Annotated in this window: 17 protein-coding genes and 2 pseudogenes; 5 read left to right on the top strand and 14 right to left on the bottom strand. The window is 73.3% G+C overall.

The genetic code is table 11. The features are described from left to right. Positions 1–60: 60 nt before the first annotated feature. Together ACQUFX_RS09560 and ACQUFX_RS09555 are read right to left on the bottom strand one after the other, a co-directional pair. The gene (locus tag ACQUFX_RS09560) at positions 61–1950 is read right to left on the bottom strand and encodes a metallophosphoesterase family protein (protein ID WP_428965643.1); all 1890 of its coding nucleotides are present in this window, start codon (positions 1948–1950) and stop codon (positions 61–63) included. A gap of 125 nt (positions 1951–2075) precedes the next feature. After that, complete coding sequence (locus ACQUFX_RS09555; protein WP_428965642.1) at positions 2076–2771, bottom strand: DUF1028 domain-containing protein; 696 nt, start codon at positions 2769–2771, stop codon at positions 2076–2078. 726 nt (positions 2772–3497) lie between these two features. Here ACQUFX_RS09555 and ACQUFX_RS09550 point away from each other — a divergent pair. Next, entirely contained in the window at positions 3498–3698 is a 201-nt protein-coding gene (locus ACQUFX_RS09550) for a hypothetical protein (protein ID WP_428965641.1), read from the top strand. A 44-nt stretch (positions 3699–3742) separates the two neighbouring features. Here the strand turns inward: ACQUFX_RS09550 and ACQUFX_RS09545 are convergent, their stop codons facing one another. From ACQUFX_RS09545 to ACQUFX_RS09495, 11 genes are all read right to left on the bottom strand, one after another. After that, positions 3743–4774, bottom strand: coding sequence for a methyltransferase (locus tag ACQUFX_RS09545; RefSeq protein ID WP_428965640.1), 1032 nt, complete (start codon positions 4772–4774; stop codon positions 3743–3745). Further along, a complete protein-coding gene (locus ACQUFX_RS09540; protein ID WP_428965639.1) occupies positions 4771–5952 on the bottom strand; it encodes an aminotransferase class V-fold PLP-dependent enzyme in 1182 nt (393 codons plus the stop codon). The genes ACQUFX_RS09545 and ACQUFX_RS09540 overlap by 4 nt, the downstream gene beginning before the upstream one ends. Continuing rightward, positions 5949–7346 (bottom strand): tryptophan 2,3-dioxygenase family protein, encoded by a 1398-nt coding sequence (locus ACQUFX_RS09535; protein WP_428966916.1) that lies wholly within the window; start codon positions 7344–7346, stop codon positions 5949–5951. The genes ACQUFX_RS09540 and ACQUFX_RS09535 overlap by 4 nt, the downstream gene beginning before the upstream one ends. Before the next feature lie 94 nt (positions 7347–7440). Next, complete coding sequence (locus ACQUFX_RS09530) at positions 7441–8157, bottom strand: tryptophan 2,3-dioxygenase family protein (RefSeq protein WP_428965638.1); 717 nt, start codon at positions 8155–8157, stop codon at positions 7441–7443. 352 nt (positions 8158–8509) lie between these two features. Beyond that, positions 8510–9277: a GntR family transcriptional regulator gene (locus ACQUFX_RS09525; protein WP_067367655.1), complete on the bottom strand. Its 768-nt coding sequence runs from the start codon at positions 9275–9277 to the stop codon at positions 8510–8512. A 92-nt stretch (positions 9278–9369) separates the two neighbouring features. Next, positions 9370–10077, bottom strand: coding sequence for a deoxyribose-phosphate aldolase (gene deoC, locus ACQUFX_RS09520; RefSeq protein WP_211271984.1), 708 nt, complete (start codon positions 10075–10077; stop codon positions 9370–9372). 44 nt (positions 10078–10121) lie between these two features. Further along, positions 10122–10577, bottom strand: a complete 456-nt coding sequence (gene rbsD, locus ACQUFX_RS09515; protein WP_428965637.1) for a D-ribose pyranase — start codon at positions 10575–10577, stop codon at positions 10122–10124. Beyond that, positions 10574–12121: a sugar ABC transporter ATP-binding protein gene (locus tag ACQUFX_RS09510; RefSeq protein WP_428965636.1), complete on the bottom strand. Its 1548-nt coding sequence runs from the start codon at positions 12119–12121 to the stop codon at positions 10574–10576. The genes rbsD and ACQUFX_RS09510 overlap by 4 nt, the downstream gene beginning before the upstream one ends. Positions 12122–12125: 4 nt before the next feature. Then, entirely contained in the window at positions 12126–13145 is a 1020-nt protein-coding gene (locus ACQUFX_RS09505) for a substrate-binding domain-containing protein (RefSeq protein ID WP_428965635.1), read from the bottom strand. A gap of 58 nt (positions 13146–13203) precedes the next feature. Further along, positions 13204–14229 carry an ABC transporter permease gene (locus ACQUFX_RS09500; RefSeq protein WP_428965634.1) on the bottom strand — a complete coding sequence of 342 codons (1026 nt, stop codon included), beginning with the start codon at positions 14227–14229 and terminating at the stop codon, positions 13204–13206. Positions 14230–14243: 14 nt separating this feature from the next. Continuing rightward, positions 14244–15155: a ribokinase gene (locus ACQUFX_RS09495; protein WP_428965633.1), complete on the bottom strand. Its 912-nt coding sequence runs from the start codon at positions 15153–15155 to the stop codon at positions 14244–14246. A 336-nt stretch (positions 15156–15491) separates the two neighbouring features. Between ACQUFX_RS09495 and ACQUFX_RS09490 the strand changes: the two genes are divergently transcribed. Beyond that, positions 15492–16889 (top strand): hypothetical protein, encoded by a 1398-nt coding sequence (locus ACQUFX_RS09490; protein WP_428965632.1) that lies wholly within the window; start codon positions 15492–15494, stop codon positions 16887–16889. Between the two features lie 83 nt (positions 16890–16972). Here ACQUFX_RS09490 and ACQUFX_RS09485 read toward each other — a convergent pair whose 3' ends face one another. Beyond that, positions 16973–17857: a helix-turn-helix domain-containing protein gene (locus tag ACQUFX_RS09485; protein ID WP_428965631.1), complete on the bottom strand. Its 885-nt coding sequence runs from the start codon at positions 17855–17857 to the stop codon at positions 16973–16975. 259 nt (positions 17858–18116) lie between these two features. On the opposite strand from ACQUFX_RS09485, the pseudogene ACQUFX_RS09480 reads away from it, so the two are divergent. The 3 genes and pseudogenes from ACQUFX_RS09480 to ACQUFX_RS09470 all read left to right on the top strand — a co-directional run. Then, positions 18117–18756: pseudogene (locus ACQUFX_RS09480) on the top strand (mechanosensitive ion channel family protein); the annotation flags it as partial. An 810-nt stretch (positions 18757–19566) separates the two neighbouring features. After that, positions 19567–19887 (top strand): annotated as a pseudogene (locus ACQUFX_RS09475) (Scr1 family TA system antitoxin-like transcriptional regulator); the annotation flags it as partial. Further along, positions 19878–20072 carry a DUF397 domain-containing protein gene (locus tag ACQUFX_RS09470; protein ID WP_428965630.1) on the top strand — a complete coding sequence of 65 codons (195 nt, stop codon included), beginning with the start codon at positions 19878–19880 and terminating at the stop codon, positions 20070–20072. The pseudogene ACQUFX_RS09475 and the gene ACQUFX_RS09470, both read left to right, overlap by 10 nt. Positions 20073–20131 lie beyond the last annotated feature (59 nt).

Here is a 20131-nt window from a genome sequence, read left to right as displayed (position 1 = left end):
GCCCTCGGCTCCGGACCGCCCGACCCGCTGCCGACCCGCTGCCGGGCCCGTGTCGGCCGGTCAGCTCAGCGGGAACTCGTCGAACAGCACCACCGCCGAGTCCGGCTCGCGGGTGTCGAAGCGGTACGACCGCACCACCCCGGCCGCCGAGTCGAGCAGCGAGAAGACGGTGATGTCGTTGCTGGACACGTACGGCAGGGGCGTGCCGGCGGCGTCGGTGAGCGGGGCGACGGTCGGCACGACCGGCGTCAGCCCACCCGGGTCGCCCTGCCGCACGTGGTCCGGGCTGTCCGGCAGGTTCCGCGAGGCCCCGTTGGAGGCGTCGTACGCGCCGTAGCTGTTGCCCACGTTGGAGGTCTCCAGCCAGTTGACCCCGTGCGGGTTGCGGAACCGGTTCCACAGGTGCGAGTGTCCGTTGTGCACCAGGTTGACGCCCCGGGCGGAGAAGAGCGGCTCCAGGTCGCGCAGGATGTGGTCGTCGGCGAGCGGGTACTCGTACCGGACACCGGTGACCGCGCCGGTGGCCGGGTCCCGGGTGATCGTCTGCACCGGGTCGGTGAACGGGGGCGCGGAGTTGTCGCCGAGGCCGTGCCCGGGGTGGTGGTACATGACCACCCGGTACTTCGCCTGGCGGGCCTCGGCGGAGGCGAGTTGCCGGTCGAGCCAGCGGTACTGCCGCGACCCGCGTGCGATCGGCTCGAAGATGAACTGGCCGTACCCCCACCGGCTCTCGTCGCCCAGGTCGGCGGGCGCCTCGGAGAACTTGCCCCGGGTGTTGGCGGCCCCGGAGCGCCAGATCTGGGTGGCGAAGAGGGTGACCAGGTGGACGTCGCCGATGGTGCGGGCCCACCAGCGGGGGCCACCGGCGGCGCTGCGCGGGTAGGGGAACAGCTCCTCGTAGGTGGTGACGTCCCAGGAGTGCAGGCCGAGCCAGGTCTCCTCGTCGATGCCGGCCGGCCGGGTCTCCTGCCACCGGCGGCGGGCCACGTCGAGCGGCTGCGGGTCGTTGAACTGGGCGTTCAGGCCGGCGGTGTCGGACCAGCGGCCCATCACCTCGTGGTTGCCGATCGCCGGGAACAGCGGGGAGTGCTGCACCAGCGGCGCGCCCCGGTAGGTCCGGCCGGCGATGGTCCGTTCGGCGCGGCCGGTCAGCCCGGCGAAGAACGCCCGCCCGCCGGTGTGGTCGAACCACTCGCTGGCCCGGTCCGGGATGTTGACCAGGTCACCGGCGACGAGGATGCCGTCGAGGCGGACCCCGGCGGTCTCGGCGACCTTCTCCAGGTTGACCGGGGTCATCCCCATGAGCTGGTGGTCGCTGGTGAGCAGCAGCCGCACCGGCTGGCGGGCCGGCACGGCGGGGGCGAGGGAGTACGTGGCGGTGACCGTCGCCCGGCCGAGGTGGTCGACGGAGACCACCCGGTAGGGGGTGCGCTCGCCGGCCGTCAGCCCGCCCACCCGGACCAGGTGCCGGTACACCGGGCGGTCCACCACGGCGGTGAAGGTGCGGCCCGGGACGGCCGAGCCGGAGTCCTCCCGGGTACGGCTCAGCCGCAGCGTCTCGGCGGCGAACCGGCGCCAGCCGGGGCCGGCGCCCCGCCGGCCGGTGGCCGCGTCCAGGGCGGCCTGTTCGCTCAGCGCGGCCACCTCCGCGCCGACCAGCACCACCTGTGTGGTGCCGTGCTCCTCGGTGTGCCACACCACGTGCACGGCGCTGGCCTGCGGGTCGAGCAGGTACGGCTCGCAGAGCAGCGGCCGGCCGCCGAGCCGGGCCGGTGGCGGGTCCTGCGGCCGGGCCGGTACGGGGGTGACCGGCGAGGCGCCGGCCGGGGTGGCGGGGCCGGCGGCGATCCCGGCGGCCACGGCGGCGCCCCCGGCGATCGTCAGAACGTTACGGCGGGTGAGGCTGGTGGAGTCGTCGGCGGTCGGGCCGTCCACCCGGTGCTCAGTCATGACCAGCACCTCAGCAAAGGCCGCTGACAAGATCACGCCTGCTGGGTGAACGGCACCGTTCGCCGGGGTGAAGGCGAGTTTCGTCGCCTCCACCGACCGGTCACCGTCCGTCACACCGCGCCGGGTCACACGCCGGCCGTGCCCCCGGCGAGGACCTGCCGGGCGGACTCACCCAACGGGTCGTCCCGGGTCGGCAGGCCCCGCACGATCGGCAGCATCTGCTCCTGGAACACCCCGTACAGCCGGCGCAGCTCCGCCGCCGGGTCCGGGTGGTCGTCGACCCGCAGGTCCCACAACGGGTACGGCTCGTCCCCGACCACCGTGATCGTCGCGGAGCCGGCGCCCTCTCTGTCCCCGCCGGTGTGCTCGCCGGCCTCGATCGCCCGCAGCAGCCGTTCGACCAGGTCGTGTCCGGGCTCGTCGAGGTACGCCCGGACGATCGCGTCGAGGGTCTGCGGCCCGGTGAGCCGGTTGCCCTGGGCCGCGAAGCCCGGCCCGGTCCGGTGCCCCGACCAGGGCAGCGTCCGGCCACCGGTGACGGCGTACGCCTGGCCGGCCGCGTCGACCATGCCGGCCTGGCGGACCTCCCGTCCCGGGTCGCGGGCCAGCAACGTGTCGACGACCTCGCGCGGTGCCCGACCCTCGGCGAGCATCGGCAGGCCGTCGTAGGCCAGGTAGGGGTTGTGGGTGGCCTGGGTGGCGACCGCGCCGACGCCGGAGCGGACGTGGGACAGCAGCTTGCCCACCCCGGCGGTGGCGGTCAGGGCGGCCACCCCGAGGTGGCCGGTGCGGGGGCACCGGGCGACGAGGGAGAAGGTCATGCGGCGTGCATACCCCGCCGCCGCGATTCCCATCCGTGGGAGCGCGGCGCGACCCCTCGTCACCGCCGTTGCGGCGTCGCTCCGGCACGCGTCCGGGCCGGTAATTGCGTTGCCGTCACCCGAACGGAACTCGTACGGTGATCTCCGACAGAGCAGGACGACCCCCTTCGGCGAGGAGCATCAGGTGACCAGGTGGCAGAGCCGACAGTCGCGGTGGCACGTGCCGCGCGACGGCGAACGCCAGCCCGGTCCCGGGTGGCGGCTCGCCCCGACGACGAGCATGACCGGTGCCCCGGGCGGCACCGGCACGACCCACGACATGGGTGGTTGTCCCCACCGGCGGTGGACGTGACGCGGAGCTGACGCGCGTCACCGACGCCGCCCGCCGGACCCACCGGCTCGGGCGGCGTTCTCCGTTCTCGCCCCCGGACCCCGAGATCCAACCCGGACCACGAGATCCTCCGTCCGACCACGAGGCTCTCGCTCCGGACCACGACAGCAGCCTTCGTCCGCCGGCCACGACAGCGGTGTGGCCCGCACTCCTGCGGGCGTCGCCCCGACCAGAGGGGCGGGCCGGCCCCTGTCCGGACACCGGAGCGCTCGCTCGGCCGAGCGCCACCGTGCCGTCACCGACCCCTGAACTCGGGCGCCCTGCGGGGCTGACGGCGGTTCCCCTGCGCACAGGAAAGGAGATGAGACGCCATGGGCACATCGACCATCGCGAGGGTGAGGGTCGCGCGGGGCGGCGCGGAGTGGACGGCCAGCGTCCTGAGCTGGCTCCGCCCCGGCACGCGGCTGAGCATCGGCGTGCGGCCGAGTGACGGCGCGCGGCTGAGCATCGGCGCGCGGCTGCGCACCGCGACGCTGGTCGGGGTGCTGAGGGCGCTCAGCCCCGGCACCCCGTACCGGCTCGTTCCGGCGGCCTGACCGCACCGGGTGCCCGTCGCACGCGACGGGCACCCGGGTACGGCTCAGGCCCCGCCGTACGGCTTGTACCCGCAGATCAGCTCCCACGCCCCGGGCAGCACCGCCACCCGCTCGAAGCCGACCTCGGCGAGCAGCCCGGTGTAGAAGTCGACCTCCCGCAGCCGGCTGACGCAACTGTCCACCCCGATCAGGAAGTAGCTCCAGAAGAATTGCATCGCCAACCGGTCCGGGGTGCGGAACTCCTCACCGATGACCAGCAGCCCGCCCGGCTCCAGCGCCGCGTACGCCTGCTCGACCAGCCGGCGGGCCACGTCGTTGGGCCAGTCGTGCAGCACCCGGACGAACGCCATCGCGTCGTACCCGGACGGCAGCGGCTCGGCGAAGAAGTCGCCCCCGACGAAGCCCAGCCGGTCCGGGTGCCCCCGGCGCAGCCGGGTCGCCTCCACCAGCGGCGCCACCGCCGGCAGGTTGTACACGTCGGCGTGCAGCGCGGGGGCGTCGTCGAGGATGTGCGCGGCGAGGGTGCCGTCGCCTCCGCCGACGTCCAGCAGCCGTTTGCGGTCCGACCACAGCCGGTCGGCGTGCCGGTGCGCCGTCTCGATCACCGGGCCGAGCCCGACGGCCATGCTGCGTTCGAACTCGGCGGTCTGTTCGTCGCTCTGCGGTGGCCAGGCGAAGTCGTCGTCGCTCATGCTCACCTCGCCGCGCAGGCTCTCGGCCAGCCGGCCGTGCAGCACCCGCCACGGGTACCGGTCCCGGTCCCGCTCGACCGCGTCCGGCCCGACGACCGCCGCGACGGCGTCGCGCAGCCCCGGCACCGCCCGGTAGCGGGCCGAGGTGATGTCGTCGTCGGGTTCGGTGCGCTCGACGAAGCCGAGGCTCTCCAGGCAGTCGAGGAACTTGTACAGCCGCAGCGGCCGGACCCCGAACCGGTGGGCGAGGTCGCCGAGGCGGGCCGGTCCCGGCTCCAGGGCGTCGAGCAGGCCCGTGCCGAGCGCGGTCTCCAGCACGTCGATGGCCTTGGGGCCGTTGGCCAGCAGGCTCATCAGCGCCCGCGGGGACAGGGTGACGTTCACCGTCGCAGCTCCTTCTCCAACGCGTCCATGAACGCGTCGACCTCGTCGAGGGTGTTGTAGACGTGCGGGCCGACCCGGAGCCACCCCCGCCAGCTACAGATCATGTTCTGGTCGGCCAGCCGGCGCTTGACCGTCTCCCCGTCGGGGACGTCCAGGCAGACCACCCCGCCACGCCGGTCGGGCTCGGTGGGGCTGACCACCGTGATGCCGGCCGCCGTCGCGCGGTCGATCACCCGCTGGGTGTAGGCCAGCGAGTGGGCCCGGATGGCGGGCAGCCCCACCCCGGCCAGCAGGTCCAGCCCGACCTGGGAGACCAGCGAGGTGAGGGGAAACGGGGTGCCGCCGGCGAAGCGCTGCGCCCCGGCCGCCCAGTCCCGCGACGGCTGGAAGCTCAGCGCCCGGTCCCCGGCCTGCCAACCGGTCGCCGTCGGCTCCAACCGGTCCGTCAGGTCGGGCCGGACGTACAGGAAGGCGGTGCCGACCCCGCACAGCCACTTGTGCGCCCCGCCGAGGAGGACGTCCACCCCGAGGGCGGTCACGTCCAGCGGCACCACCCCGACGGTCTGGAAGGCGTCCACCACCACCAGGGCGCCGGCCCGGTGGGCCCGGTCCACCAGACGGGGCAGGTCGATGGTGGCCCCGGAGGAGAAGGTCGCGTGGGGTACGCACACCAGCAGGGTCCGCTCGTCGATCCGGGCGAGCAGGCCCTCCTCGTCGACGGCCGGCCCCCCGGTGCCGACGACCTCGACCCGGGCGCCCCGTCGCCGCTGGGCCTGCCAGAGGAAGGGCACGGTCGGGAACTCCAGGTCGGTGATGAGGACCCGGTCGCGCTCGGGCGGGTAGTCGAAGCAGGAGACGACCCGGCCGAGCAGGGTGCTCAGGTTCGCGTCGGTGACCACGCTGCCCGCCGGCGCCCCGATGAGGGCGGCCACCGCGTCGGCGTACCGGTCCAGGCCGACGTGCCAGTCGTGCCACACCTCGTCGCGCCAGGTCCGCAGTGTCGTCCAGTAGTCGGTCAGCACGTGCTGGACGCCCCTGGGCGCCGCGCCGGTCGAGTTGCTGTTCAGGTAGACGACACCGGTGTCGAGCAGCGGGAACTCGGCCCGCAGGGCGGCGTGGACGGTGGGGTCGAGACAGCGGCCCGGCGGGGGGTCGGGGACCAGGTCGGGTGCGCTCACGCGGGGCAGCCTCCAGTCGGGTGGGTCCGGGTCGGCGACCCGGGGTGGGCCACGCCGGTGGTGCTCCCGCCGGCGGGGCAGCGGGCGGCGGGGTCGTCCGCCGGGGGCGGGTCCGCCGGGTCGGGGCGGGCGGTGAAGACCGGGATGGCGCGGACCTGCGCCAGGTACGGGGTACCCTCGGTGTAGCCGGTGCCGGGGCGGGTGCCGAGCATCCGTACGGCCAGCCGGTGGTGGGTCCGTCGCCACTGCAGCACCGCCGTGGCGAACGCGTCCATCCCCGACTCCACCAGGGACCGGTCCCGCCCGGCGAGCCGGCCCTCGTGGACCGCGCTGCGGTAGGCCCCGTCGATCGACGGGTGCCCGACCAGCACCCGGTCGCGGACCTCCGGCACCGACCGGTACGCGGCCGAGTCGAGTCGCTGCCGGTCCGGCACCCGGCACAGCGACTCCATCAGCTTGTAGGAGCGGGACTGGATGGCGCTCGCCCCGTCGGTGTACTCCCGGAAGGTCCGGAACGCCGCCGGCTGCATCGTCGCCAGCAGGGAGAAGAGCGGACCCGCGGTGGTGAGCTGGTCCCGGGCGTGGGCCAGCCGCTGCGCCGCCCGGGTCGCCCGCCCGGCGGCCAGGTCGCCCCGGGTGGCGTGCAACTCCCCGGCGATCTGCGCGAAGACGCACTCGTAGCCCTGGAGCACCCGGATGAACAGGTACTCGTCGTGCGACAGGTAGACCGGCAGCATGCTCAGCCGCAGCACCCGCGCCGCGTCCGGATCCTCGCGGAGGGCACGGGCGTGCAGGGCGGTGGCGGCCTCCGCCGGGTCCCGCCCGTCGACCTCGCCGGCCAGGCCGAGGCGGGCCAGGGCGGGCGCGACGGCCCGCAGGCCCAGCCGGTGCCGCTTGGCCACCACCTCCGCCGGGGGCCGTTGGTGCGGCAGCAGGTCGCTGCCGACGCCGGCGGCGACCTCGAAGGCGAGGGCGTCGGCGATCAGCCGGACCAGCAGCAGGTCGTGGCGGCGGCGACTGCCGGTGGGGTCGAGGGGCGGCTCGGCGTCGGCGGCCGGATCCCGACCGGCCGGGTCGTCCCGGGCCTCGGTGTCGGGGGCCGCCCCGTCGGGCAGGTCGTCGCCGTCGACGGGGAGGCCGAGCAGGCGCAGGGCCAGGTAGCTGCGGTAGTCGTACCGGCCGTCCCACTTGTCGAGGGCGACGTCGAGGAAGTCCCGCAACAGCCGGGCGGGGTCCGGCCCGCCGGCCGGCGTCGGATCGGGGGCGGTCACCCGGGCCCGGACGCGGTCCAACTGGGCGAGCAGATCCGGTTTCACAAAGTGTTTACCGACGCGGTGGAACTCCCGCAGCACGGGGGAGTAGGGGAAGGTTCCGGGGTCGGCCACGCCGGACATCCAGCATGTCAGTTCGCGCACGAACCGTACCTCGAATTCCGTTCTCGTTGTACGCGGAGTGGGGGCTGTGCGGATTCTCGGGACGCAGGAATTGTCAGGGCCGGGTGGCCGGGGAATTGGCCTCGGCCGGCTCCTCGGCATCGGCGCGCCGGCTCTGCCACAGCTCCGGGTAGAAGCGGTGGTCGATGAGTTTCGCGAGCATGGTCGCGGCGCTGCCCGGGGTGCCGGCCGGGCCGTGGCCCCCGACCCGCAGCGCGACCTGGTAGTGCCGGCTGCGCCACAGCGACACCCGCTCGTCCCACTCCAGCATCGCCTCGGCCAGCCGGTGCACCGGGTCGGTCGGGTCCGGCCGGCGCAGCGTCGTCAGCTCGATGCCCCTCCGGGCGAGGTGGTCGGCGAAGACCCGCCCGAGCTGTCGGCTGGCGACCTGGAGCCGCCGCCAGCCGGGCGACTCCGCGCCGGAACCGTTGCCCATCGCCGGTTGCATCGCCTGGAAGTCCACCGGGGACAGGTACCGGAACATCTCCAGCTGGTCGGTGACGAGCCGGATCCCGAGGGTGGCGCGGGCCAGCAGGGGCTCGGCCGCCGCCGGCTCCCCGGCGGCGAGCCGGGCCGCCGCCTCGGTCACCTCGGCCGTGGCGAGTTTCAGCCAGAGTTCGGTGGACTGGTGCACCACCTGGAAGAGCAGTTCGTCGCGGTGGATCATCTCCGCCGGACGTCGTTGCAGGTCGAGCAAAGCATCGGTACGCATGTAGCGCGCGTAGTCCGTGGCGCCGTCTCCCGGCAGCACAGGTGCGTGGTCCCGCTTCACGGAATAGTCCCCTTTGGTCAGCGTCGGTGCGTCGGTAACCGACGGCGCGACGGCGCATGGCGGCGGACAGTATCCAACGAGGAATGGCAATGTGTCACCTCCCCGTCACGGAATCGCCGCGCATGCGGGGAAGGGGGTTTGCCGGCTTTTCAGCGCCAGGGAAACTTTCCGATTAACACGCAGATCTGCGCGAGTCAATGACGTTCGGTGGTTGATTCGTCACACGACGGTGTTGCTTTCCGTCACGACAGTGCTGCGGAAAGTGGCGAACGGGGGTCGGTGGCCCCTCGCAAACGGCGGTCCGGGCTCGACCGGCGCCGGTGCCGACGCGCCCGCGCGGGGCCCGGGGCGCTCAGCGGCGCGAGAGCAGGGAGGTGACCCGCATCCGTTCGCTGTGGATCCACACGTCGGAGTACTCGATCGCCCGACCGTCGTCGAGGTAGGTGATCTGCTCCAGGTAGAGCAGCGGGAAGCCCGCCGGCACGCCGAGGGCCTCGGCGATCCGGTCGGCGGCGGCGGTGGCGGTGAAGGTCCGTCGGCCGGAGCTGATCTTCAGCCCGTAGTCGTTCTCCAGCAGCCCGAACAGCGACCGGTCGGCGAGGTCGGCCTGCTCCAGACCGGGGGCGAGGTCGGTGCGGACGTAGTTGACCAGCCAGACCACCGGCCCGGCGCTGGTGGAGCGGAGCCGCTCCAGGCGCAGCACCGACTGACCGGGGCGCAGGTCGAGCAGGGTGGCCAGCGGGGGCGGGGCGGGCATCACCTGTTGGGAGACCACCTGGGTGGTGACCGAGACACCCTGCCGGGCGAAGTCCTCCGACAGGGTGGTGAGCTTCTGCGCGATGGACGGTTCGAGAGCGGTGGACGTGACGAAGGTGCCCCGCCCCCGGACCTGCACCAGCAGGCCCTCGCGGATCAGGGTGGCCAGCGCCCGCCGCAGGGTGCCCCGGGAGATGCCCAGCTCGACGGCGAGCTCGGGCTCGCTGCGCAGCCGGTAGTGCGCGGGCCACTCGGCCGACAGGATCTTGGCCCGGATCTGCTCCGACACCTGCGCGTGCAGTGGCGCCGGCGCGTCGCGGTCGAGGTGTTCACTCACCCCGGCCGGGCTCAACTGGTCGGACATGTCACCTTCTCCGGGCGCCCGTCGCCCCCCGACGACCGTAGCCGATGACGGTCACCGTCGATCAGCGCGGGTCGTCGAGGGGGTCGGACGGGTCAGTAGCTGGTGGTGTTCTCGTCGGCGTCGTCGGTGACGAGGGCGATCCCGGCGCTGGTGCCGAGCAGCACCGCGCCGGCCCGCAGCAGCGACACGGCCTGGTCGAAGGACTTGATCGCGCCGGACGCCTTGACCCGGACGCCCTCCGGCGCCCGTGCCACCAGGTACGCGACGCTCTCCGGGTTGGCCACCTCGACGGACCCGCTGCTGGCGTTCTTCAGGATCGCCGCACCCGCCTCGATGGACAGTGCGACGGCGGTCTCCCGCTCGGCGGGCGTGAGCAGCGGCAGCTCCAGCATGACCTTGATCGGGACGCCGGACGCCTTGACCACGCCGGCGATGTCGTCGCGGAAGGCGTCGTACCGGCCGCTCTTGAGCCAGCCGATCTGCACGCCGATGTCGATCTGGGTGGCGCCCGCGCGGACCAGGCTCTCCGCCTCGGCGGCCTTGCCGGCGCTGGTGGTCACCCCGACGGTGGGGAAGTCGAGTGCCGAGGCGACCTCGACACCGGTGCCGCGCAGCACCTCGGCGACCTCGGGTACCCAGGAACCGGGCACCATCGCGGCGTTGAAGCCGTACCGGACGGCCTCCTCGGCGTGGGCGACGATCCGGTCCCGGGTCACCCCGACGTCGATCAGGGTGTGCTGGATGTAGGGCGCCAACGCCGCAGGGGTGACCTCGGTGTCGGCCAGGATGGCAGGGCTCACGTTTCTCTCCGAATTCTGGTGCGTCGTGGTGCGGGTGGCGACGGCTACATCCGGTCGCGGTAGTAGTCCGGGACGACGACGCCGGGCTCGTCGAACCAGCGGGGCACGTCCACGCCGCAGACCAGGCCGACGTTGCCCCACGGGTTGAAGGCCCCGGTCCGGACGATCACCTTGGCCTCGTGGGCGAGGTCGCCGAGCATCTCGGCGTGCGTGCGGGTGGTCAGGGGCGCCTCGGGGAAGCGCTGCCCCAGCCAGGTGGCCAGGGGCTGGTTGTGGGTGGTGACGTCCTCGGCCACCACGACGCCCTCGACGATGATCTCGTCGGCGACGAGGTCGAGCACGGTGGTCAGCCTCGGCAGGTCCTCGGCGATGGCCAGGTCGACCCGGTGCGCGGCGCGCGGGATCGGGAAGCCGGCGTCCACCACCAGCAGCAGGTCGGTGTGGCCGAGGGTGGCCAGCGCGCCGGACAGTTCGGCGTTGAGCACGCCCCTGCGTTTCATGGCTTCTCCTTCATGGTGTGTGCCCCGGTGGCCAGGGCCATGACCTTCTCCTCGGTGGCCTCCGCCGCCGGGATGACACCGACCAGGCGGCCGGCGGCCATGACGGCGATCCGGTCGCTGACGGTCAGCAGTTCGGGCAGGTCCGACGAGGAGACGAGGATCGCCACCCCCTCGTCGGCGAGGGTGCGGAACAGGCGGTAGATCTCCGCCTTGGCGCCGACGTCGACGCCCCGGGTCGGCTCGTCCAGCAGCATCAGCCGGGGCTCGATGGACAGCCACCGGGCCAGCAGCGCCTTCTGCTGGTTGCCGCCGGAGAGCTGGGTGATGCCCTGCGCCGTGGTCGACGTCTTCACCCGCAACTGTCGGGCCCGGGTCTCGGCGTCGCGGCGCAGCGCCCGCCGCCGCAGCAGCCCGAAGCGCTGCCGGCGGCCCAGGGTCAGGATGGTGACGTTGTCGGCGACGCTCATCGTCGGCAGGATCCCCTGCTGCCGGCGCTCCCCGGGCAGGTACGCCACCCGTGCGGCGATGGCGTCGCGGGGGGAGCGGGCGGTGAACGCCGTGCCGTCCAGGGCCAGGTCGCCACCGCTGATCGGGTCGGCGCCGAAGACGCCGCGCAGCAGTTCGACCCGGCCGCTGTCCGGCAGGCCGGCCACGCCGACCACCTCACCCGGGGCGACCGTGAGGTCCACGTCGCTGAAGCCCCGGCCGCAGACCCGGCTCAGCCGCAGCCGTGGGGTGGCCGCCGGGGCGGGCGGGGCGGTGTCGTGCCGGGCGAACTCGGCGGCGAGTTCCCGGCCCACCATCGCCGCGACCACCTGGTCCGGGGTGACCTGGGCGGTCGGCCAGGAGCCGACGTGCCGACCGTCGCGCAGCACGTGGATGTGCTGGGAGAGGGCGAACACCTCGGGCATCCGGTGCGAGACGTAGAGCATGGTCACCCCGTCCGCCTGCAACGACCGGATCACCCCGAAGAGCTGCTCCGACTCGGCCGGGGACAGGATCGAGGTCGGCTCGTCGAGGATGACCAGCCGGGCCTGTCGGGCCAGCGACCGGGCGATCACCACGAGCTGCTGGGTGGCGGCGTCGAGGTGCCGCACCGTACGCCGGGGGTCGACCCGGACGCCGAGGCGGTCCAGCAGTGCCACCGCCCGCTCGTCGATGCGGCGCCGGTGCGGGAAGGGCCGCGAGCCGGGCTCCACGCCGAGCATGATGTTCTCGGCGACCGTCCGGTCCTGGGCCAGGGCGAGTTCCTGCGGCACCAGGGCGACCCGGTGCCGGCTGAGCAGGGTGGCCGGGTCGTACCGGCGGACCTGCTCCCCGTCGACCCGCACCGTCCCGGTGGTGGGGGAGTCCAGCCCGGCCAGGATCTTCATGAGGGTCGACTTGCCGGCGCCGTTCTCCCCCATCACGGCGGTCAGGCTGCCGGCCGGGACGTCCAGGGTCACGTCCTGGAGGGCGCGGACGGCTCCGAAGTGCTTCGACAGACCCGTCACCTCGACGGCGGCGGCCGTCGTCGGGGCGGCGATCGTGGCCGGGCTGGTCATCGGCTCAGCCCTCCACCGGCACGGTGGCCACGTTGTCGCGGGTGACCACGAGCGCGCCGGTGTCCACGTCGGCGATCTCGGTGCCGTTCTTCAGGTACTCGGCCAGCAGCTTGACCGCCTGGTAGCCCTGCTCGGCCGGGCCCTGGCTGATGCTCAGGTCGACCACGCCGCCCTTGAGGTACTCGACGGTCTGCGGCTGCACGTCGAAGCCGACGGCGTGGATCTTGCCGGCGTTGCCGGACTGCTGGAGCCACTTGGCCCCGGCGGTGAAGCTGCAGCAGTCGAGGGAGACCAGGGCGATCGCGTCCTTCTGCGCCGCCATCGTCGACTCGACCGTGTTGTACGCGGCGCTGGGCTCGTTGCCCGTGTTCACCGGGCCGACGATCTGCAGGCCGGCGTCCTTCACGCCCTCCTGGAAGCCGGAGAACCGGTCGTTGGACCAGCCGGCGCCGGAGTCGACCGAGACCACGACGACCTTGCCGGTCTTGCCGTTCAGCACCTTGATGAGTTCCTCGGCCAGCGACCGGCCGGAGGCGACCAGGTCCTGCCCGACGAAGCCCATCTGCCGGGACTCCGGGTTGTTGGTGTTGAACGAGATGATCGGGATGCCCGCGTCGTACGCCTGGGCGATCACCGGCTTGAGCGCGTCGTTGCTGGCCGAGGAGACGGCCAGGCCGTGGATCTGCTTCTGGTTGATCAGGGTCTGCAGCTCGGCGACCTGGTCGGCGGCGTTGCCGCCGGTCGGCCCGATCATCTGGGCCTCGACGCCGAGTTCCTTCGCGCCGCGCTCCATGCCCTGCCGGATCGGCACGGCGAAGGCCAGCGACGGGTCGTGGTAGCTGAGCCGGATCTTGAGCGGGTCGCCCTTCTCGACGGCGTCGGCGATGTAGTCGGCGAGCTGGAAGCCGCCGTCGCCGCCGGTGGCGGTGCTGGCCGGGGTGACCGCGCCGCAGGCGGCGCTGCCCAGCAGCGCCAGGCTCAGGGTGGCGGCGACGGTGATCCGGCGCCGGAGGGAGAGCTTCATCCGAGGGGCTCCTTGCGGTGGGGGGACGGGGTGGTGGCGGACGGGTTGCCGGGGGAGGTCAGCGCCGTCCGGATCGTCTGCGTAGCCAGGTGTCGGCGGCCACGGCGAGGATGATCACCGCGCCGGTCGCCACCGTCTGCCAGAAGGAGGAGATGCCGCGCAGGTTGAGGATGTTCTGCAGGACGCCGATGAAGGCGACGCCGATGACGGTGCCGAGCATGGTGCCGGAGCCGCCGAACAGGGCCGCGCCACCGATGATCACGGCGGAGATGGCGGTGAGCTCCATCCCGGTGCCGGTCACGCCCTGCACGTAGGAGAGGAAGGAGAGGCCGAGCACGCCGGCCAGGCCGGCCAGGGTGCCGGAGAGGGCGAACGCGGTGACCTTGACCCGGTTGGTGTTGATGCCGCACAGCCGGGCGGCCTCGGCGCTGCCGCCGACCGCGTACGTGTTGAAGCCGTACCGGGAGCGGGAGAGCACGATCGTGCCGAGCACGGCGACCAGCGCGAAGATGACGAGCTGCATCGGCAGCAGCCCGAACAGCTTGCCCTGGCCGAGCAGGTTGAACTCGGCCACGTTGGGGTCGCTGCCGGACAGCGAGATCGGGGAGCCGCCGCTGAGCAGCAGGGTCACCCCCCGGTACACGCTCAGCGTGCCGAGGGTGACGATGAACGACGGGATGCCGAAGCCGACCGTCACCAGGCCGTTGATCAGCCCGGCCACCGCCCCGGCGGCGATCCCGCCGAGCGCGGCGAGCGGCCAGGCCACGTCCGAGGTCATCAACAGTCCACAGACGACGGCCCCGAGGCCGTAGATCGAGCCGACGGAGAGGTCGATCTCGGCGTTGATGATGACGAAGGTGACCCCGATGGCCATGATGCCGATCTGCGCGATCTGCTGGCCGACGGTGAGGAAGTTGTCGGTGCCCAGGAAACCCGGGGCGAGGGCGGTGCCCAGCAGGAACAGGACGACCAGCGCCAGGAAGGTGCTGGCCTCCCGGGCGTGCAGGAACCGCTGGAGGGGGTTGGGGGAACGGGGGGTGGTGCTGGCCGCCTGCCCCGCCGGGGGTGCGGCCTGAGCGGTCATCTGGGCCATCTCTCTCACTTCCTCAACAGGGCCGCGACGTCGTCCGGGCCGGGCAGGGCGGGAATGACCTCGGCGACGCCGACGGCGTGGGCGCCGGCCGCGGCGGCGTACCGGACGGCCTCGGTGAGGTCGTCGCCGCGGGCCAGGGCGACGGCGAGCGCGCCGGTGAAGGCGTCCCCCGCGCCGGTGGTGTCCACCACCCGGGGTACGGGGACCGGGGCGACCCGGCTGCGCCGCCCGGCGGCGTCCACCAGGGCGCCCTCGGCGCCCTGGGTGAGCACCACCGTCCCGGCGTACCGGGTGCGCAGCAGGTCGATCAGGTCGTCGCCGGTGGTGGGGTCGTCCGGGTCGAGCCCGGCGAGCACCCGGGCCTCGCTGGCGTTGGGGGTCAGCACGTCGATCCACTGCCACGCCTCGTCCGGCAGGGGCACCGCCGGGGCGGGGTTGAGCAGGGTGGGTACGCCGCGTTCGTGGGCGACCCGCAGGGCCGCCAGCGCGACCGGCAGCGGGATCTCCAGGCAGACCACGGTCAGGTCGGCCTCCGCGATCCGGTCGGCGAAGCCCTCGACGTCGGCCGGGGTCAGGGTGTCCAGGGCGCCGGGGGCGATGACGATCCGGTTCTCGCCGTCGGACTCGACCAGGATGACCCCGACCATGGTGGCCGCCTCGGTGGTGCGGACCCCCGTGGCGTCCACGCCCTCGGCGGCCCAGAGGTCCCGGGCCGCCGCGCCGAACTGGTCCGCGCCCACGGCGGTCAGGAAGCTGACCTCCGCGCCGAGGCGGGCCGCGGCCACGGCCTGGTTGGAGCCCTTGCCCCCGTGCCCGGAGGCGAACTGGCCGCCGGAGAGGGTCTCCCCGGCGACGGGCACCCGGGGCACCCGCATCGTGAGCCCGGCGCCGTAGCTGCCGACGACTGCAATCTTCATCCTGGCCCTCTTGTTCATGGACAACCATGTACAACTGAGGGGACCATAGGAGTGTCGCGGTGAGGGTGTCAAGGGTGCCGGGAGGGGTTTTTCGAAACTTCCAGGAAACCTGCGCGTAGCCGAAGAGGCCCCTGTGGGCAGCGGGAACGCTTCCCGTGGGCAAGCTGCGTCCGTCGGCCGGGATGGCGTGGAGGGGGCTGCCCGGGGGTGCTCTCCAGCCGACGGGCCGGAGGGCTGGCGGTGCTCCGCGTAATGATCGCTTGACAGCGGGTAGGGGGAGCGTATGTGATCTCACCGATGCATGGGAACGCTCCCATATCGCTGGAGGAGACCTACGTGCCGCACATCAGACGCCTCGCCGGGGCCGCCCTGGCGGGCCTCGTCCTGGCCCTCGCCGTCCCGACCGCCGGACATGCGTACGGGCCCGGGACCGAACCGACCCTGCCGTACGCCCAACCCGCCGACCCCGCCGTGCCGGTACGGGGCTGCCAGTCCACCGTGGCCGATCCCACCAACCCGACCGGGGCGGACCCGGCGGTGCAGGTGATCTACGCGTGGACCGACCACCACGGCGACAACTACGCCACCCGGGCCGCGCTGATCGCCAAGATCGTCGATCGCGTCGACTGGTCCCTGGACGAGTCGACCAACTACGACCAGCACCTCAACCTGAGCTGCCGCAGCGGGTACGACACCAGCACCTACGCCGGCTACACCCAGGCCCTGGTCGTCCCGGAGAAGATCGAGGCCGGCACCGCCACCGGGGCGAGCAGCATGACCGTGCGGGCCGACCTGATCGCCGCCGGGTACGACGACAGCAACCGCGTCTACCTCGTCTTCACCGACTTCCCCTCCGCCTCCGACGCCTTCCTCTGCCCCGCCGGGGGCGGCTTCAACTCCGCCGGCTCCCACTGCTCGGCCGTGGTGGAGGGCTGGGACAGCGGGGTCGCCGGGCACGAGCTGTTCCACGTCCTGGGGGCGGGCCACGCCTGGATGAACGAGACCGGCCAGCCCTACTACCCGGAGATCATGTACAACTGGGAGGACCACTGGAACCTGGACCCCGGCTTCCGCACCTACTACGACCCGAGCGAGCTGACCGCCAGCTTCCACCTCGACCCGTACCCCTCCACGGACACCGGCAACATCGCCCGTCACCCCGTGCTCACCACCCCGGTCTGCTGTGACACCGGGGCGAACAACGACCTGCTCACCGCCGAGCAGCGCACCGTGGAGGCCACGGCGCCGGGAGGTTCCACCTCGACCTTCACCGCCGACGGGGGGTGGCACCAGGTCACCCCGGCCTGCGGGGTCAGCGCGGTCTCCTGCACCTACTTCGACGGTCGGCGCTCGGTGCAGCTCAACGCCTATACCGGGCCGCACAGCACCTCGGCGATCTCCCTCGCCAGCCGGCCCACGGTGACGGCCGGGCGGACGTACAAGCTCTTCACCCGGCTGCGCAGCGGTACCCCGGTCACCGCCCAGCTCCGCCTGGCCTGGTACGACGCGGCGGGGAACGCGCTCACCCCCGGCACCGGCGGCGGGTTCACCCTCACCAGCAACTGGCTGGAGTGGCGGCTGACCGCCACCGCCCCCGCCACCGCCGCCTCGGTGCGGGTCTCCGTGGTCCTGCCCCCGCAGGCGACCACCGGCAACCAGGCGGTGAACCTGGACAGCCTCCAGCTCAACGACTGCACCGCCAACACCGGCGGAACCTGCCGCTACGACACCTGACGCCAGGGTCCGGCCACGGGTCGCCGGTCGCCCGTCCCGCAGTGGGCGTCGGGCGGGCGGTCCGTGGCCGGGGCCGCCGTCGGTCAGCCCGGTTGGCCCTCGGCGATGATGCTCTTGACCAGGTCGGTCGAGGCGGACTCGTCGAGGGCGAGAGCGGCCACCGCCCGCCAGGCGTTCTCGTAGGCGGCCAGTTCGTCCGGCTTGTCGAGGTAGAGCGCTCCGGTGAGGGACTCGCTGTAGACCACGGACGGCTCCCGCGCCGCCTGGCCCCCACGGGGGCCGGAGAAGTCGATGATCACGAAGGTGCCGGCGGTGGCGCCGGGATGCGGGCCGGCGGCCAGCGGCACCACCCGCAGCGACACGGTCGCCAGCCCGGCCGTCGCGAGCAGCCGGTCGAGCTGGTCGGTCATCACCTCGGGGCCACCCACCGGGCGGCGCAGCGCGGCCTCGGAGACCAGGGCGGTCAGTCGGGGCGGCTTCGGGTGCCGGCGGGTCAGCAGGCGCTGCCGCTGCATCCGCAGGTCGACCGCGCGGTCCCGGGTCGGCACGTCCGGGCCGGTGGCCTGGGGGAGGGCGGACGCGTACTCCCGGGTCTGGAGCAGGTCGGGGACCAGCGACTCGTCGTAGCGACGCAGGTGGGCGGCGGCGGACTCCAGGCCGAGGTACAGCTCGTACCAGCTCGGCACCGCGTCGCCGTACTCCTGCCACCAGCCCTTGGCCCGGGTCTGCACGGCGAGTGCCCGCAGCACCTCGGTCGTCTCCGCCGGCACCCGGTACAGCTCGCACATCGCCCGGACGTCGAGGACGCGGACCGTCCCCGTGCCGCACTCGATGCGCCAGATCTTCTGCCGGCTGTACTCCAGGGCCTCGGCGGCGGTCTCCAGGGTGACCCCGGCCTCGGTACGCGCCTGGCGCAGCAGTCGGCCGAGCTGACGGCGCGGCACCGTGGACCCGACGTCCTGAGCCATCCCCGCACTCCCTGATTTCGTTCCACCACAGAGGGTCACTTGTTGTGCAACAGATAGTCGTCGGGTGGAGGCAAGTCAAGAGCTGGACCACGTTTGGCGGATCGACGGGGGTGAACGCGCCACGGAGCGGGACGCGGAACCGGGGTCCGGCCGACGGGTCCACCCGCGACGGTGGGCGACCCGCCGGGTTTGTCCGTCCGCTCGTCGGGGAAGATGAACGCCCTATCGTCCGCCTGACCATGTTGGAGGGGCCCGCTTCATGTCCGTCGGAGAGGCTGTGGGCGACGCGCTCCACGCCGTACTGTTGTTCCTGCCGAAGGCGCTCGCCTTCGTGGCGATCCTGATCGCCGGGTGGCTGGTCGCCAAGGCCGTCCTGAAGGTCGTCCAGAAGCTGCTGCACCGGGTCGGCTTCGACCGTGCCGTCGACCGGGGCGGCATCCGCAAGGCCCTCGCCCGGTCCCGGTACGACGCCAGCGACCTCGTCGCGAAACTGGCGTACTACGGGGTGCTGCTGCTCACCCTGTACCTCGCCTTCGGCATCTGGGGTCCCAACCCCATCTCCGACCTGATCGCCGCCGTCATCGCGTGGCTGCCCCGGGCCTTCGTGGCCATCGTCATCATCGTGGTCGCGGCGGCCATCGCCACCGCGGTCAAGGACATCATCAGCAGCGCGCTCGACGGTCTGTCCTACGGGCGGGTGCTGGCCCGGGTCGCCTCCTGGTTCATCCTCGGCCTGGGCATCATCGCGGCGCTCAACCAGGTCGGCATCGCCACCACGGTCACCACGCCGGTGCTGATCGCGGTGCTCGCCACCGTCGGCGGCATCCTCGTCGTGGGCGTCGGCGGCGGTCTGGTCCGCCCGATGCAGTACCGCTGGGAGAGCTGGCTCAGCCGGGCCGAGCAGGAGTCCCGCACCATCGTCTCGCACGCCCGCGCCTACCAGGAGCGGCGGGAGGCGGAAGCGGCGCAGGCCGCCCGGGACGCCGAAGCGGCGCGGGCGGCTCGTGAGGCCGAGGCGGCGCGGGCGGCTCGTGAAGCCGAGGCGGCGCGGGCGGCCGAGGCCGAGGCGGCGCGCGCCGCGCGGGAGGCGGAGGCGGCTCGTGAGGCCGAGGCCGCCCGGACCGCCCAGGCCGGCACGGTGCCGGGCGGCTACCCCGGCGCGGCGTTCCCGGGCGGCGGGGACCCGGAGGTGACGACGGTGATCCCCCGGGACGACCCGGAGGCCACCGGCGTGGTGCGGACCGCCGATGCCGAGGCGACCACCGTCATCGCCCGGGACGACCCGGAGGCGACGACGGTCATCCGCCGCGACGACCCCGAGGCGACCGGCGTGATCCCGCGCGACGATCCCGAGGCCACCGGGGTCATCCGCCGCGACGACCCGGAGGCGACCGGGGTGCTGCCCCGCTCCGACGACGTCGACGCGACCCGGTTCATCCCCCGGCAGGGCGGCTCCGACGCCGCCTCGACCCGCCGCTCCGACGAGGCCGGACAGTAGTCTGCGCGGGGTGCCGCCGCTGGCGGCGGCCCCGCGCAGGTCGTGCCGGCGATGGTGCGCGCCGCGTATCATCGCCGGCATGACCTGGCGATGTTGATCCCGCCCTGATGGCCGGCCCCGCGGGCCGCCACGGACACCGTCCCTCCGGTGTCCGTTTCGTCCCTGCGGGAAGGCCCCATGTCGCTCACCCCTGCCCGCGTACCCGGGCGGGCGGCCCGTCTACGGCGACCGGGCGCTGATGCGGGAGCAGTGCGCCCACCTGGTGCGCTGCGCGCAGCTTCCCCTGGTGCAGGTCCACGTGGTCCCCTCCGACGTCGGGATGTACCCGGGCCTCGGCGGGGCGTTCATCATCGCCGAGTTGCCCGACGGCGGGCGGGTGGCCCATGTGGACAGTCAGGCGCAGGCGCAGATCATCGACAAGGCCGCCGAGATTGCTACATTGGAGCGACGGTGGGAGCTGATCCGGGGCGAGGCCCTGCCTCGGGGGCGCTCCCTTGAGCTGCTCAGGGAAGCGGAACAGTCATGGACCTGACCGGCGCACGGTGGCACAAGAGCACCCGGAGCGGCAACAACGGCGGTGACTGCGTGGAGGTCGCCGGCAACCTGCCCGGCACCGTCCTGGTCCGGGACACCAAGGACCGGGCCGGCGCGGTCCTGACCTTCGCGCCGACCGCCTGGCGGTCCTTCGTCGCGCGGGTCCCCACCCAGGAGCGCTAGCCCCGCCCACGCCCGAGCCCCGTCCTGGATCGTCCGTCGCGGCGCGGCCGGCGTCCACC

The sequence above is a fragment of the Micromonospora fluostatini genome (genome assembly GCF_050410825.1).
Taxonomy (GTDB): Bacteria; Actinomycetota; Actinomycetes; order Mycobacteriales; family Micromonosporaceae; genus Micromonospora; species Micromonospora rosaria.
Note: the sequence above shows the minus strand (reverse complement) of the source record. Positions and strands in the feature narration are given on the sequence as shown.

Bases quoted from the DNA above. Each gene is read 5' to 3' on its own strand.
- ACQUFX_RS09560 (WP_428965643.1), bottom strand. From the start codon at position 1,950: ATGACTGAGCACCGGGTGGACGGCCCGACCGCCGACGACTCCACCAGC.
- ACQUFX_RS09555 (WP_428965642.1), bottom strand. From the start codon at position 2,771: ATGACCTTCTCCCTCGTCGCCCGGTGCCCCCGCACCGGCCACCTCGGG.
- ACQUFX_RS09535 (WP_428966916.1), bottom strand. From the start codon at position 7,346: ATGTCCGGCGTGGCCGACCCCGGAACCTTCCCCTACTCCCCCGTGCTG.
- ACQUFX_RS09525 (WP_067367655.1), bottom strand. From the start codon at position 9,277: ATGTCCGACCAGTTGAGCCCGGCCGGGGTGAGTGAACACCTCGACCGC.
- rbsD (WP_428965637.1), bottom strand. From the start codon at position 10,577: ATGAAACGCAGGGGCGTGCTCAACGCCGAACTGTCCGGCGCGCTGGCC.
- ACQUFX_RS09510 (WP_428965636.1), bottom strand. From the start codon at position 12,121: ATGACCAGCCCGGCCACGATCGCCGCCCCGACGACGGCCGCCGCCGTC.
- ACQUFX_RS09505 (WP_428965635.1), bottom strand. From the start codon at position 13,145: ATGAAGCTCTCCCTCCGGCGCCGGATCACCGTCGCCGCCACCCTGAGC.
- ACQUFX_RS09500 (WP_428965634.1), bottom strand. From the start codon at position 14,229: ATGACCGCTCAGGCCGCACCCCCGGCGGGGCAGGCGGCCAGCACCACC.
- ACQUFX_RS09495 (WP_428965633.1), bottom strand. From the start codon at position 15,155: ATGAAGATTGCAGTCGTCGGCAGCTACGGCGCCGGGCTCACGATGCGG.
- ACQUFX_RS09485 (WP_428965631.1), bottom strand. From the start codon at position 17,857: ATGGCTCAGGACGTCGGGTCCACGGTGCCGCGCCGTCAGCTCGGCCGA.
- ACQUFX_RS09470 (WP_428965630.1), top strand. From the start codon at position 19,878: ATGGACCTGACCGGCGCACGGTGGCACAAGAGCACCCGGAGCGGCAAC.